The organism is Prosthecobacter sp., from assembly GCF_044227185.1.
Taxonomy (GTDB): Bacteria; Verrucomicrobiota; Verrucomicrobiia; order Verrucomicrobiales; family Verrucomicrobiaceae; genus Prosthecobacter.
Window position 1 is genome coordinate 335,899 of record NZ_JBGAFO010000002.1, and the last position, 14,500, is coordinate 350,398.

13 protein-coding genes are annotated in these 14,500 nt (G+C 61.8%); 10 read left to right on the forward strand and 3 right to left on the reverse strand.

What is annotated here, in order from left to right; translation table 11 throughout:
• Positions 1–31: 31 nt before the first annotated feature.
• A complete protein-coding gene (locus ACILSQ_RS05845; protein WP_395742651.1) occupies positions 32–649 on the forward strand; it encodes a redox-sensing transcriptional repressor Rex in 618 nt (205 codons plus the stop codon).
• A 66-nt stretch (positions 650–715) separates the two neighbouring features.
• The gene (locus ACILSQ_RS05850) at positions 716–1,606 is read left to right on the forward strand and encodes a YncE family protein (protein WP_395742652.1); all 891 of its coding nucleotides are present in this window, start codon (positions 716–718) and stop codon (positions 1,604–1,606) included.
• A 209-nt stretch (positions 1,607–1,815) separates the two neighbouring features.
• On the opposite strand, the gene proS is transcribed toward ACILSQ_RS05850, so the two are convergent.
• Positions 1,816–3,330, reverse strand: a complete 1,515-nt coding sequence (proS, locus tag ACILSQ_RS05855; protein WP_395742653.1) for a proline--tRNA ligase — start codon at positions 3,328–3,330, stop codon at positions 1,816–1,818.
• Between the two features lie 128 nt (positions 3,331–3,458).
• Between proS and ACILSQ_RS05860 the strand changes: the two genes are divergently transcribed.
• Positions 3,459–3,695, forward strand: coding sequence for an addiction module protein (locus tag ACILSQ_RS05860; RefSeq protein ID WP_395742654.1), 237 nt, complete (start codon positions 3,459–3,461; stop codon positions 3,693–3,695).
• A 14-nt stretch (positions 3,696–3,709) separates the two neighbouring features.
• On the forward strand, positions 3,710–4,018 hold the full coding sequence (locus ACILSQ_RS05865) for a type II toxin-antitoxin system RelE/ParE family toxin (protein ID WP_395742655.1): 309 nt from the start codon (positions 3,710–3,712) through the stop codon (positions 4,016–4,018).
• A 90-nt stretch (positions 4,019–4,108) separates the two neighbouring features.
• Here ACILSQ_RS05865 and ACILSQ_RS05870 read toward each other — a convergent pair whose 3' ends face one another.
• Together ACILSQ_RS05870 and ACILSQ_RS05875 are read right to left on the reverse strand one after the other, a co-directional pair.
• Positions 4,109–4,291 carry a hypothetical protein gene (locus ACILSQ_RS05870; RefSeq protein ID WP_395742656.1) on the reverse strand — a complete coding sequence of 61 codons (183 nt, stop codon included), beginning with the start codon at positions 4,289–4,291 and terminating at the stop codon, positions 4,109–4,111.
• A gap of 78 nt (positions 4,292–4,369) precedes the next feature.
• Positions 4,370–4,813 (reverse strand): hypothetical protein, encoded by a 444-nt coding sequence (locus tag ACILSQ_RS05875; RefSeq protein WP_395742657.1) that lies wholly within the window; start codon positions 4,811–4,813, stop codon positions 4,370–4,372.
• A 148-nt stretch (positions 4,814–4,961) separates the two neighbouring features.
• On the opposite strand from ACILSQ_RS05875, the gene ACILSQ_RS05880 reads away from it, so the two are divergent.
• From ACILSQ_RS05880 to carA, 6 genes are all read left to right on the forward strand, one after another.
• Complete coding sequence (locus ACILSQ_RS05880) at positions 4,962–6,134, forward strand: PQQ-dependent sugar dehydrogenase (protein WP_395742658.1); 1,173 nt, start codon at positions 4,962–4,964, stop codon at positions 6,132–6,134.
• A 38-nt stretch (positions 6,135–6,172) separates the two neighbouring features.
• A complete protein-coding gene (locus tag ACILSQ_RS05885; protein WP_395742659.1) occupies positions 6,173–6,676 on the forward strand; it encodes a Uma2 family endonuclease in 504 nt (167 codons plus the stop codon).
• An 86-nt stretch (positions 6,677–6,762) separates the two neighbouring features.
• On the forward strand, positions 6,763–10,395 hold the full coding sequence (locus tag ACILSQ_RS05890) for a c-type cytochrome domain-containing protein (protein ID WP_395742660.1): 3,633 nt from the start codon (positions 6,763–6,765) through the stop codon (positions 10,393–10,395).
• An 85-nt stretch (positions 10,396–10,480) separates the two neighbouring features.
• A complete protein-coding gene (locus tag ACILSQ_RS05895) occupies positions 10,481–11,227 on the forward strand; it encodes a DUF5362 family protein (protein ID WP_395742661.1) in 747 nt (248 codons plus the stop codon).
• Between the two features lie 81 nt (positions 11,228–11,308).
• Positions 11,309–12,880, forward strand: coding sequence for a methionine--tRNA ligase (gene metG / locus ACILSQ_RS05900; protein WP_395742662.1), 1,572 nt, complete (start codon positions 11,309–11,311; stop codon positions 12,878–12,880).
• A 427-nt stretch (positions 12,881–13,307) separates the two neighbouring features.
• Complete coding sequence (gene carA / locus ACILSQ_RS05905) at positions 13,308–14,474, forward strand: glutamine-hydrolyzing carbamoyl-phosphate synthase small subunit (RefSeq protein ID WP_395742663.1); 1,167 nt, start codon at positions 13,308–13,310, stop codon at positions 14,472–14,474.
• The last annotated feature ends 26 nt before the right edge of the window (positions 14,475–14,500 follow it).

Consider the following 14,500-nt stretch of genomic DNA (forward strand, 5'->3'; position numbering starts at 1 on the left):
CTTTCAGGTGAAATTTCACATTGTTCCCCAAATGCCTGCCAAAATAGACATTCCCCGCAAATCCATCTACCGCCTGTCCATCTACCAGCGCTGCCTCCAGCGCCTGCGTGAAAACCAGGTGGACACCGTCTCCTCTGCCGCCCTGGCAAAGGCCGCAGGAGTGAAGTCCACTCAGTTGCGTAAAGATTTGGCGTATTTCGGCCAGCTCGGCACTCGTGGTCTGGGGTACAACGTAGACGCTCTCAGCGGCACGATCGGAGATGTGCTGGGGCAGAACAAGCTGCAGCCCGTCATTCTCGTGGGCGTGGGCAATCTGGGCTCGGCGCTCCTGCGCTATGGCGGATTCCGCAAAGAGGGCTTTGAAGTCGCCGCCGCCTTTGACCTCACACCACGCAAGCTGCCGCAGGTGAACGTTCCCATCCTGGCCATGACCGCCATGGCCGACTTCATCCGCCGACAGAACGTGAAGATGGCCATCCTCACCGTGCCCGCCGCCAATGCACAGTCCGTGGTCAATGAACTGGTGCAGCACGGCATCCAGGCCATCCTGAACTTCTCCCCCACGGTGCTCGATGTGCCGGAGCATGTGGTGGTGAACAGCGTGGATCTGGCCGTGGAGCTGGAAAATCTGAGCTACTTCATCCGCTGAGGATGAATTGAAGCAAAGGCGCTGCAGCGTGCGTTGATGTCGGACTCACAACATCCGACCACCGCCATGCTCCGACTTCTTGCCGCACTTTTTGCCCTCGCCACCGCCGCTGCTTCTGCGGCGCATCCGTTTCTCTGCTGCGACTACGGCGGCGGGAAAGTGTGTGTGGTTTCCGCTGAAGGAAAAATCGAGTGGCAGTGGGACTGCAAAGCCCCGCAGGACTGCTGGAAGCTGCCGAACGGAAACTATCTCTTCTGCTTCGTCAGCGGTGCGCTGGAGGTGACGCCGGACAAGAAGATCGTGTGGGAATACAAAGCGCCGGGCGATATGAAGGTGGAGGTGCATGCCTGCCAGCCGCTGCCGGATGGCAAGGTGATGATCGTGGAATGCGGAACGAGCCGCATCATCGAGGTGGATCGCGCAGGCAAAATCACCAAGGAGATCAAGCTGACCACCGCACCGGAGATCAAGCTGCACAACCAGTTCCGCGGCACCCGCAAGCTGGCCAACGGCCACTACCTCGTGTGCTTCAAGGGCGAGGGCAAAATCGTCGAGCTGGATGGCGATGGCAAAGTGCTGCGTCAGATCAAAGTCCCCGGAGATCCGCATGAGGTCGTGCCACTGCCGGACGACCACCTGCTCATCACCTGCGGAGACGGCCACGAAGTGCGCGAGATTGATGCGAAAGAAAACATCGTGTGGCAGCTCAAGGAAAACGACCTCCCCGGCAACACCCTGCGCCTCATGGCCGGCTGCCAGCGCCTGCCCAATGGCAACACCGTCTTCTGCGTCTATCTCGGCCACGGCCACATCGGCGAGCAGGCCCAGGTCATCGAAGTCACACGGGACAAAAAGATCGTCTGGGACGTGGCCGACCACAAGCAGTTCAAGACCATCAATCAGATCATGCTGCTGGATGTGCCCGGAGATGTGACGAAGGGGGAGATTCTGCGGTAGGAGGGCAGGCTCTCCGCATGCGCTTTGCGTCTTGGAGTGCGGTGAGAAGCGAAGCGCCACACCGCTTTCGAGGAGGTGAAGAATGCGCAAAGTCCGATGAACATTTGTCCGGCTGACAAAAGCGGTGCCGCCGATGCAGGCTTGCGCCCTGCATCTTTGTCACCGCACTCCAAGACGCTATCGCGGCATTCGTCAGCCCGTGACCTGTCTCAATAACTCCGCGCAAACACCACGCGGTGTGCGCTCGGCTTGCCGGTGAGGAAGCATTTTCCTTCTTCGGCAAACTGGTCGCCGTGCGGGATGCAGCGGATGGTGACTTTCATGTCCTTGCTGAGAGTCTCTTCTTCCTCGCTGCTGCCGGCCCAGTGCATGAGGGCAAAGCCGCCTTCGGCGTTCTCCGCGAAGAAGGCTTTGAATTCTTCGAGCGTCTCCAGCTTCTTCATGTTGGCATCGCGCAGCGCGGTGGCTCGGGCGAGCAGGGCGTCTTGAATTTCCTGCAGGCGCTCCTTCACGGTCTGAAGGAAGTCTTCCTTGGGCACGAATTCCTTGGCCTTCGGTCCCTGGTCGCGGCGGCAGACGGCCACGCTGCGGCTGGTGATGTCTCGCGGTCCCATCTCGATGCGCATGGGCACGCCTTTCTTGATCCACTCCCAGTTCTTCGCGCCGCCCTGCAGGTCGCGCTTGTCCACATGCACACGCAGGGGCTCGTCGGCAAAGAACTGCGTGCGCAGCGTCTGCGCCAGCGCCTCGCAGGCGTCGATGACTTCCTTGCGGGTGTCGGGCTTGGGTGTCACGGGCAGGATGACGATCTGAGTGGGGGCCACGCGCGGCGGGATGATCACGCCGTCGTCGTCGCCATGCGCCATGATGAGCGTGCCGATCATGCGTGTGCTCACGCCCCAGCTCGTGGTGTAGGCCAGCTGGCGGGTGTTGTCGCGGCCGAGGAACTGGATGTTCGCCGCCTTGGAGAAGTTCTGCCCCAGATAGTGGGAGGTGCCGGCCTGGATGGCCTTCTTGTCCTGCACCATGGCTTCGACGGTGAAGGTCTGCACGGCACCGGGGAAGCGCTCGCGCTCGGTCTTCTCGCCTGGGATCACGGGGATGGCGAGATGATTGCGCATGAAGTCCTCGTACACCTTGTGCATGGTGCGTGTTTCTTCGATGGCCTCCTCCGCCGTTTCATGCGCGGTGTGGCCTTCCTGCCAGAGGAACTCGGCGGTGCGCAGGAAGAGGCGCGGGCGCATCTCCCAGCGCATGACGTTGCACCACTGGTTGATAAGCAGCGGCAGGTCGCGGTAGCTTTCCACCCAGCGGGCAAAGGCCGCGCCGATGATGGTTTCCGAAGTCGGGCGAATGACAAAGGGCTCCGCCAGCTCGCCGGTCGGGATCATCTTGGTAGTGCCATCCGGCTGCTTCTGCGCCTCCAGGCGATGATGCGTGACCACCGCGCACTCCGTGGCAAAGCCCTCGGCATGCTGCGCTTCCTTTTCCAGGTAGCTCAGGGGGATGAGCAACGGGAAGTACGCGTTCACATGGCCGGTGGCCTTGAACTTGGCGTCGAGCTGGCGCTGGATGCTCTCCCACAGGCCGTAGCCCCAGGGCTTGATGACCATGCAGCCGCGCACCTCGGAGTTCTCCGCCATGTCGGCGGCACGAACGACCTGCTGGTACCATTCGGGAAAGTCTTGGGCACGTGTGGGGGTGATGGCGGTGGCGTTGCTCATGGAATGATTTAGGACGCGCAGGATAGAAGCATTCCGCGGGCGGTCAATGATCGGCTGGTTTGAGGTGGGGCTTCATTGGAGCTCTGGTGAGCCCTTGACCGTAGATTCGTTTCCCGTTACTCTTGCCCATGGCTGCCACCTTTGACACCGTTCTGGAAAGCGCGCTGCTGCTGTCAGTGGAGGACCGCTCTCGCATCGCGGCGCGTCTCATCGAAAGTGTGGATGCCGCTGATGACACCGAGCTGAGTTCGGCCTGGTGTTCTGAAATCGACCGCCGCATCGAGGCTGCGCGCAGCGGGGCAAGCCGCCGCACACCACACGCCGAAGTCATGAACGAGGCACGCAGCCTGCTGGCACAGCTCTAGGCGGCAGTTCGCACATGACGCCGATAACTTGGGACGACGAAGCAAAGTGCGAGCTGAACTGCTCCGCACTCTATCTTGCCAAACGCGGTGGCCGTGAACTTGGCGAGCGCTTTCTCAGCCAAGTCGAAATCGCCATCGCTGGCGCGAGTGCTGATCCTGTTCGTCATAGGAAATTTCGCCGAGATGCCCGCAAGGTGCGTGTTGAGCGCTTCCCATACAATGTCGTCTATTGGCATGACGAGGCTGACTCCAGCATTCACATCGTCGCCATCGCCCATACAAGCCGCGAGCCTGATTATTGGCGTGAACGGATGCCGGAATAGCACAAAGTCTGAAGGTGCGCATCCCCAGAACTCGCAATTGACGCGGGCTTGCGTGAACGGATGCCGGAATAGCACAAAGTCTGAAGGCACTTATTGGGCCATCTCCTCCACTGTCACCCAATGTCCAGGGGTGGTGTCATCGATCCTGAGGGCCATCTCCTCCGCAAAACCTGCCTCCCCAGGCTCCCTGAGAGTCGTCAGGAAGGCCGCCAGACGGCGACGCTCCTGCAAGCCCAGCTTGCGGGCTTCCTGCATCAGGGTTTCCAGACTCATGGTATGAATTCTATTTCTTCGAAGTTGGATGGCAAATGGAACTGTGGCGGGATCCCACGGGTCCAATGCATCCTCCCCTCAATAGAAAGAGGTCACATGATGACCCACTGTGGTAATCTTTCCGTTCCCGTCGAACATCACTTGGCTGTCGGCAGCATTTTCGGTCACGGCGCGATCAAATTCGATGATCGACAATCCTTCCAGAACGAGGACGCCCATGGCCCCTCTCCAGCGGGCTTTTTCCGCGTAGGCATACTTTGCTATTCCAAGGATGAGAACACCCTCCGAAGGCGGTATCTCAAGAAACACACGGCCTGTAAACAACACCTCGCTGCCTGCGATTTCCTCGCGCTTGTCCGCATGAATGACGCCGATGCCGGGCAGTTTCAGTTCCTGCCGGCCACCGATGCGCAGAGCCGAGTAGTCTTTCTTTTGCGCTGGTTTGTCCATCTTCGCTGCAGGAGCGGGCACTGGCGTGGAAGTGCATGAGGCCATGCCGAGGATGGCGATATTCAGCAGCATCACTCTTGGGGGAGGAAGGACAGACGGACTCATGGCGGCAGCGTATCCAGCGGGTTTTGAAATGGCAACCCTCCTCCCTGCCCTGTCGAAAAAATCTTCATTGCCCTGCAAGACTCGCCCCGCATAGACTGACTATCTCGTTCTTCCTATGCGCTCCCTTCTCTGCCTCGCCCTGCTCTCCTCCGCCGCTCTTGCTGCCGACACGCACAAGCTGACCCGCGTTTATGAAAAGCTTCCCACAGAGCGGCCCATCGCCGTGGTGATCCCGGAAGATGGCAGCGGCCGTGAGTTTCTGGCGCTGCAACGCGGGCAGATCCTCATTCTGCCCAAAGACGAGGCCGGCAGCGAGGCGAAGACCTTCCTGGATCTCTCCCCGCGTGGCATGGAGGCCAAGGACGGCCTGTTTGAAGAAGGGCTCAACGGCCTGGCCTTCCACCCGAAATTCAAGGACAACGGCCTCTTCTACCTCTGCTACACCCTGCAGAAGCCGAAGCGCCTCGTCATCACCGAGATGAAGGCGAACGGTGACAAGGCGGACGAATCCACCGAACGCACCCTGCTTGAGATCCCCCTGGTGAACTGGAACCACCATGGCGGCAATATCGTTTTCGGTCCCGACGGTTTCCTCTACATCGGCGTGGGCGACAACTCGAAGAAAAACGGCGAGCTCAAAATGTCCCAGCTCAATGCCACGCTTTACGGCAAGATCCTCCGCATTGATGTGAACAGCCGCGAGTACTCCAAGGCCTATGGCATCCCTGCCGACAACCCCTACGCCAGCGGCGTGAACGCCCTGCCGCAGATCTATGCCAACGGCATTCGCAATCCCTGGGGCCTGAGCTTTGATGCCAAGGGCCACCTCTGGTGCGCCGACGTGGGCCAGGACATCTGGGAGGAGATCAACTGGATCACCAATGGCGGCAACTACGGCTGGAACTTCCGCGAAGGCCCCGCCGCCTTCCCGCTGATGACCGACACCCCGCCCGCCGACGCCAAGTTCATCGAGCCCATCCACGCCTACAATCACGGAGACGGCCTCAGCATCACCGGCGGCATCGTGTACACCGGCAAGGCGCTGCCCGAGCTCCAGGGCAAGTACGTGTATGGAGACTTCATCCTCGGCAAAATCTGGGCGCTGAAGACCGACGACAGCGGCAAGGAGCAGAGCAATGACCTGCTCTACACCAGCCCGCAGACCCCGCCCACCGATCCCAAGAAAAAGCCCACTGTGCTGGTCAAACCCACCGCCTTCTGCGCCAATGCCGCTGGCGAAATGCTGGTGCTGGACTGGAACGGCGCGATCTACAAGCTGGGGAAATGACCGTTTGAAAAGAGGTCTCCCAGGGATAGGATGACTCCATGAGCGCAGCATCGCAAGATGCCCCAGCATCTTCGCCTGCCAAGGTCGAAGATGTCGTGGCGGTGTACCAAACTGAGCGGGGAAAGCCCATGCCTGGAAGAAACCACGCCATCGTGCAGTCCAATCTTGTCGCCGCCTTTGCTCAGAACCGGAATTTTCGCACCATGAGCGAGCTGAACTTGGAGCTCGGCGGCTGGCGTGTCGTTCCGGATCTCTGTGTTTTTCCGCGCACCAGCACCAGTTTCGAAGAAGATGTCACCTGGGTCACCATCGCGCCCCTGATCGCCGTCGAAATCTTCTCTCCCAGCCAGACCCTGGAGGAAATGACCACCAAGGTCAACCGGCTGCTCGCCGCCGGCACCTCCAGCGTCTGGTTCGTCATCCCCAGCATGCGAATTGTCTCCATCTATCAGAAGGATGCGCCAGTACTCTGCGCCACCTCGGGTGTCCTCACCGATCCTGTCACCGGCATCTCGGTGAATGTGGACGAGATTTTCGCCTGAGCAGCGCAATTTCTGCATACCCTGCGCAAGGGAAGGCGCGAAAGGCTTTGGCCCTATGCTGCGTAATTCTCGGCGCTACCCCTTCTATGTTGTCCAAAACCACCCTTTCGCTGACTTGCGCGGCCTTCGCCGCAGTGTCCCTTCATGCCCAGGATTCTGCCGAGAAGATCACCTATCAGGATCACATCCGCCCACTGCTGGAAAACAAATGCTTTTCCTGCCACAATCCCGACAAAAAGAAGGGCGATCTGGACCTGACCAGCTTCGGCGCGCTCATGACTGGCGGCGGCGGCGGATCCGTCGTCGATCCGGGCAATCCTGACAGCAGCCGCATCTGGACCACCTGTGCGAAGAAGGAGGAACCCTTCATGCCGCCGGAGGGCGCGCCGCTGGGACAGAAGGACCTGGATCTCCTTGCTGCCTGGGTCAAAGGCGGCGTCCTGGACACCAAGTCGAGCATCGCCAAAAAATCTGCCAAGCCGAAGGTGGACATGGCCGTGGCTGTCACCAGCGGCAAGCCGGAAGGCCCCATCGCCAAGCCGGAGCATGTGCTGCTGGAGCCCGTCATCGTCACCCAGCACACCACCGCCATCACCGCCATGGCCGCCAGCCCTTGGACCTCGCTGATGGCCCTGGCCGCGCCGAAGCAGATCCTGCTCTATGACACGGACACGAAGCAGCTCGTGGGCATCTTCCCTTACACCGAAGGCTATGCGCGCAGCCTGCGCTTCAGCCGCAATGGCTCCCTGCTCGTGATGGGCGGCGGTCGCGGCGGCAAGTTTGGCCACGCCGTGGTGTGGGATGTGAAAACCGGCAGGCGCATCACCGAAGTCGGCAAGGAGTTTGACCAGGTGATGTCCGCTGACATCAGCCCGGACCACAAGCTCATCGTCATCGGCAGCCCTTCCAAGAAGGTCAAGGTGTACAACACCGCCAACGGCGAAGAAGAGTACGTCATCAGCAAGCACACCGAGTGGGTCATGAGCACGGCCTTCAGCCCGGACGGCGTGCTGCTGGCCACCAGCGACCGCAATGGCAATGTGAATGTGTGGGAGGCCGACAACGGCGGTGAATTCTACATCCTGGGCCAGCACAAAGGCTCCTGCGTGGACGTGGCCTGGCGCGCGGACTCCAACATCCTGGCCTCCTGCTCCATGGATGGCACCATCAGCACCTGGGAGATGAACGAAGGCAAGCTGGTCAAGAACTGGGCCGCTCACGGCGGGGGCGTGCAGTCCGTCTCCTTCACCCCGGATGGCAAAATCGTCTCCTCCGGCAATGACGGCCTCGTCCGTGTCTGGGACATCAACGGCAACAAGCTCGGCGAAGCCCCGGGTCAGGGAGATCTCGTCACCAAGGTCGTCGCCCTCTTTGACTCCAAGACCGCCATCTCCGCCAACTGGCGTGGCGAGATCAAGCTCTGGAACCTCGGCGCCCCGGCGCTTACGGAGGCAGGTCAGCTCACCAGCAATCCCTCGCAAATCGCCCAGCGCATCGTGCAGACGGAGCAGCGTCTGGCCGAGCTCACCACCAAGCTGCCGGCACTGAAGGCCGCCATCCCTGCCGCCGAGGCCGATGCCAAGGCGCGCGATGCGGCGCTGGCCAAAGTCCGTGCCGAAGTCGCCGCCACCGAGGCGCGCAGCAAGAATCTTCCTGGAGAAATCGCCAATGACGAGAAGGCTCTGGCCGCCCTGAAAGCCGCCCGCACGAAGGCAGATCAGGACAAGGCTGCGCGCACCGCCGCCATCAAGGCCCACACGGAAAAGGCCGCCAAGATCGCCGCCCAGGAGAAAGAGCTGGCCCCTGTGGCCGCGGAGGCCGCCAAGCTGGCTGCTGCCGACAAGGCCGTGGCCGACACCAACGCCGCGCTGGAGGCCGCCAAAAAAGAACTCGCTGCCAAGGCCGGTGACGCCACGCTGACCGCCAAGGTGAAGGACGCCGAGACCAAGCTCGCCGCCGCCAAGACCGAGCAGCAGAAGATAGCGCCTGCCAAGGCAAAGGCCGATCAGCTCACCGCCGCCCTCGCGAAGGCGAAGGCCGAACTGGGCGCCGCACCCGCGCCCACGGCGGATCTCGACAAGCTCATCGCGGAGACCGACGCCAAGATCAAGGCCACCGCCGAAGGCATCGCCGCCAAGAAAGCCGAGCTGCCGAAGCTGCCCGCGCTGGTGAAGGCCGGCCCTGACAAAATCAAGAACGCCGAAAGCAACGCCGCCACCGGCAAAACCAATCTGGCCAATGCCCAGGCCGCGGCAAAATCCGCCAGTGATGAGATTGGCATTCTGCAGAAGGTGCCCACCGCCCTGAAGGCCGCCCAGTTCAACACCAGCGTGCTGGCGGAAAAAGAAAAGCTGGCGAAGCTGGAGGCGGATTTCAACGACTTCACCGAAGCGAAGAAGGATGCCGAGGCCGCCAAAGTTTCCGCCGCGGCACGCATTGAAGCGTCCAAGAAAGCCATCGCGGAATCCACCGCCGCGCAGCCCGGACTCGAAGCTGCTCTGAAGAAAGTGCAGGGCGAGCAGGCCGGCCTGGAAACCGCCATCAAACCCGCCCGCGACGCCGATGCCGCAGCTGCCGCCAAGGTGAACGAGCAGAAGACCATCATCAGCACCAAGGAGGCCGAAATCGCCGCCGCCGGCAAAGCGAAGGACGAGGGCATCGCCGCTGCGAAGAAGGCCGCGGAGGACATCGCCAAGCTCATCGACGCCAGGAAAAAAAGCCTCTCTGAAGTGGCCGCCAAGCTGGACGCCCCTGAGAAGGCTGTGAAGGCCAGGCAGGACGCCGTCACCCCCAAGGACGCCGCCCTCGCTGCCGCCAAGAAAGCACACGCAGATGCCACGGCCGACCTCGCTAATAAAGAGAAGGCCGCCAAAGACGCGGAGGCCGCCCTGGCTGCCGCCACCGCCGCACAAACCGCGGCCGACAAAGCCGTGAACGACACCCGTGCGAAGCAAAAGCCCGCCGCCGATGCCGTAGGCGCCGCGAAGAAAGAACTGGCCGCCAAAGCCGGTGACGCCGCGCTCACCGCCAAAGTCGCCGCAGCAGAAAAAGCCGCCGCTGATGTGGCGGCCGCCATCAAGGCCGCTGAAGGCGAAGCCGGCGCAAAAAAGACCGCCCGCAATGAAGCCGCCAAAGTCCGTGATGCCGCAAAGTCCGCCAGCTCTGCGAGCGCTCAGAATGTGAGCAAGGCCCAGACGACGGTGAAAAATGCCAGCCAGCAGCTGGAGCAGGCCAAAAACGAACTCGCCTCCGCGGACAAAAAGGCCGCCCCGCTGCGCGCCCAGCGCGATGCCATCCAGAAGGAGATCGAAGCCCAGGGCAAGGCCCTCGCTGAAAAGCAGGCCACCCCCGCCGCGCTGGAAAAAGACTCTGCCGCCAAGATCGCGCCGCTGAATGCCGCCATCGCCGCCGCCAAGACCGCCCTGCCGCCACTGGAGCAGGCCTACGCCGCCGCCCATGGCAAGCTGGAGGCGGAGCAGAAGGTGCTCGATGCCAAGAAGGCCGAGGTCGCCAAGGCCAGCGCCGACTTTGAAGGCGCGAAAAAGAAGAAGACCGACGCCGAGACGACCATCGCCGCCGCCACGAAGGAGATCCCCGAGAAGGACAAAATCATCGCCGAAGCCACCGCCGAACTCGCCAAGCTGCAGCCCCAGCTCGAACCCATGCGCGCCAAGGTGAAGCAGATGAACGACCAGTATCTCACCATGCTGCCGAAGTGATCCCAATTCCCGCCAGAATCTGACCTTCTTCTGACTAAAATCATCTCGACATCCGGGGCGGCTGGCGGTTAAAAAACGGGCACCTATGAGCGCCTATTTGGTCACCCGCGACGGTCAGGAGCTTGGCTCCTTTGAAGCCTCCCAGATTCAAGAAGGTCTGAAAACCGGATTCTTTCTCGCCTCCGACTGGGCCTGGCGGGAAGGAATGTCCGGCTGGCAGGGAGTCTCTGAGATCGTCCCGGACGGCGGTGCGCCAAAGGCCGCGGCCGTCACCGTCCCCACCATTTCCTCTCCCCTCAGTGCTCCGGTCAGGCAGCCTGCGGCGCTGAAGAAGCCAGACGGCACCAATCCCTACGCCGCCCCCACCGCCAACACTTTGGGCACTCCCCTCGGCGCAGTGCCTGTACCTGTCATCACCGAGCTCATCGGCACCAAGCCTTGGGTGCGTCTCATCTCGGTCTTGATGTGGATCTTCTGCGCGCTCTTTCTCCTCTCCATTGTGGGAAACCTGCTCCTTGGAGTGGTTTCCGCCGGCGCCCTGGCCCAGAACGGCAAAGGCGGCCTTGGCTTTGGCATGCTGGTCTTCATGATGGTGTTTTTTGGGATCACCGCCCTGCTCATCATTTACCCCACTTTGAAGCTGAGCAATTACGCCTCGGGCATCAGCCGGCTGGCCGAAACGAAATCGTATGGCGACCTGACAACAGCGCTCGCGGAGCAGCGGCGCTTCTGGAAGTTTTATGGGATCATCACGCTCATTTATGTCATCATAGGAGCCTTCTTCTTTTTGCTGATGCTGGCGGGCATCGGCATCGGCAGCATGGTCCACTGAGGCAAGTTCTCCCGCGCATTCGCGCGCAGGAGGACTTGAATTGCGCCGCGAAGGGCGGCATGGAAAGACCTAAGCCTGACCATGAAGCCCTACTACATCACCACCGCCATCGACTACACCAATGCGCCGCCGCACATCGGCCACGCTTACGAGAAGGTGCTGGCCGATGTCATGGCCCGCTTTCAGCGCCTGAACGGGCGCGAGGTGTACTTCCTCACCGGCGTGGATCAGCACGGCCAGAAGGTGCAAAAAAGCGCCGACAAAGCCGGACAGTCACCGCAGGAATTCGTCGATGGCGTCACGCAGCACTTCACAGCGCTGTGGGACAAGCTCAACGTGCGCTACGACGGCTGGGCCGCCACCACCGACATCAAGCACAAGCGCGTGGTGCAGGCCATGCTGCAAAAGCTGCACGACTGCGGCCAGCTTTACAAAAAGAGCTACGCCGGATTCTACTCCGTGCGTCAGGAGCAGTTCCTTACCGACAAAGAACGCGGCCCCGACGGCAGCTTCGGCGAGGAGTGGGGCGAAGTGGTAGAGCTGCAGGAGGAAAACTGGTACTTCCGCCTCAGCGACCACGTCGAGTGGCTGAAAAACTACATCCGCGGCAACCCCGATTTCATCTATCCGCCGCACCGCGCCAATGACGTGCTCAATTCCCTCGAAGGCGCCGCGCAGGACCTCTGCATCTCGCGTCCGCTGGAGCGCCTGAGCTGGGGCATTCCCCTGCCCTTTGACGAGAAGTTCGTGAACTACGTGTGGTTTGATGCACTGACCAATTACATCAGCTTCGCCGGTTATCTGGCCGATGAAGTGGGCAATGAAGGCCTGCCGCAGTTTGAAAAAATCTGGCCCGCCGATGCCGAGATCATTGGCAAGGACATCCTCGTGCCCGCACATGCCGTGTACTGGCCCATCATGCTGCACGCCCTCGGCTTCCCGGACGAGCAGATCCCCAAGCTCGTGGTGCACGGCTGGTGGAATGTGAAGGGCGCGAAGATGAGCAAGAGCCTCGGCAATGTCATCGATCCCAACGTGCTCGCAGACACCTTCACGCCCGACGGCCTGCGTTACTACCTCATGCGCGACATCGCCACCGGCTACGACGCCGATTTCAGCGGCGAGCGCATCGACATGTCCTACAACAAGGAACTCGCCGGCGGCCTGGGCAACCTGCTCAACCGCTCCCTCAACATGGCGCAGAAATATCGCGCAGGCGTCCTCACGCCCGGCGATTACGATGACGAGATCAATCAATCGCTGCGCCAGACCGTCGCCGAAGCCGTACCGCTCTACCTTGAAAAGATGAACGGCTGGGACATCCACGAAGGCATCGCCGCCGCGTGGAAAATCGTCACGCACGCGAATGCGTTTGTGGACAGCACCAAGCCCTTCGGCCTCGCCAAAGATCCCGCGCAGGCCGCCCGCCTGGACAGCGTGCTCTACCACCTGGCCGAGGCGCTCACGCACGTCAGCGTGCTGCTCAGCCCCATCATGCCCACCGCCATGGCCACCGCCCGCGCGCAGATCGGCTGGGAGCTGCCCGCAGGCTTCAAGGTCAGCGACCTCAAGTGGGGCCTCCTGCCCAGCGGCCACCAGCTCGGCGCGCCTGTGCCGCTGTTTCCACGGCTGGAGACTGAGGAGAAGAAGTAACCGGACGGACCAGGAATCTTGGAGTGCGGTCGCGGAGTGAAGAATGAACGCAGCTACCGCTTTCGAGCGTCTCCTGACCCGCGTGAGTTCACCGGCCAGCAAGAGCCTCCACGCTCCCGCCTTCGGGCGTCAGCTGGTCATTCGCCCCCTTCCCTCCACGCCGGAAAGCGGTAGCTCCAGTCGTCCCCCCCTTTCGCGACCGCACTCCACATCTCCCCTGCCCCATTTTGCGCCTCTTTGCGGCCACCTCCAGGCATTCGTCATTCTTCATTCGCCATTTCCCCCTGCCATCTCCTTCGACGCGCCGTGATCGAGGACGAGCCCCACCACTCATCGTCTCCGACATTCGTCATTCCTCATTCGGATTTCGTCATTCTCCCCCCTTGCACCCCCCGTCCTTCTGGCTATGACCAGCGTAGCAACCTTGATGAAGAAAGCCCTCCTCGCCCTTGAAGACGGCCGGGTGTTTGAAGGCACGGCGTTCGGCGCCGATGCCAGCCACACCGGCGAAATCTGCTTTAACACCTCCATGAGCGGATATCAGGAGGTCCTCACCGATCCCTCCTATCGCGGTCAAATTGTGACCATGACCTACCCCATGATCGGGAACTACGGCGTGAACCCGCTCGATCTGGAGAGCGACCAGCCGCATGTGCGCGGCTTCGTCATCGAAGAACTCTGCGAGGTGCCCAGCAACTGGCGCAGCACGCAGAGCCTCAATGATTACCTCAAGCAGTGGAACATCCCCGGCATCCAGGGCGTGGACACCCGCGCCCTCACCGCCCACCTCCGCACCCGCGGGGCCATGCGGGCCGTCATCACCACCACCGCCACGGCGGAGGAGGCCGTGAAGCAGGCCGCCAGCAGCCCGGCCATGGAAGGCAGCGACTACGTCAAGGAAGTCACCACCAAGTCCCCCTACCTCTGGGACCCCGAAGGCACTGAAAGCGGCGACTGGGACATCCCCAGCCCCAGCCAGAAGCGCGAGCCCGGCGCCGATGGCGTCGTGCGCCATCCCCTTCCTGAGGCCAAGCACCACATCGTGGCCTATGACTACGGCGTGAAGCGGAACATCCTGCGCCGCCTGCGCCAGCAGGGCTTCCGCGTGGACGTGGTCCCCGCCACCACCAGCGCCAAGGACGTGCTGGCCAAGAACCCCGACGGCATCTTCCTCTCCAACGGCCCCGGCGATCCCGCCGCGCTGGATTACATCCACAAGGAGGTGAAGCAGCTTATCGGCGTGAAGCCCATCTTTGCCATCTGCCTGGGCCACCAGATCCTCGGCCACGCCTACGGTGGCAAGACCTTCAAGCTCAAGTTCGGCCATCGCGGCGGCAATCAGCCCGTGAAGGACCTGCGCAATGGCAAGGTGTCCATCACCAGCCAGAACCACGGCTTCGCCATCGATCCCTCCTCCCTGCCAAGCAACGTGGAGGTCACCCACATCAATCTCAACGACGGCACCGTGGAAGGCATGCGCCACCGCGAGGCCCCCGTCCTCAGCGTCCAGTATCACCCTGAAGCCGCGCCCGGTCCGCACGATGCGAAGTACTTCTTCGCGGAGTTTGCGCGCATGATCGAGACGGGCAGATGATCCTGCTGGCCAGCGCTGGCATCCGC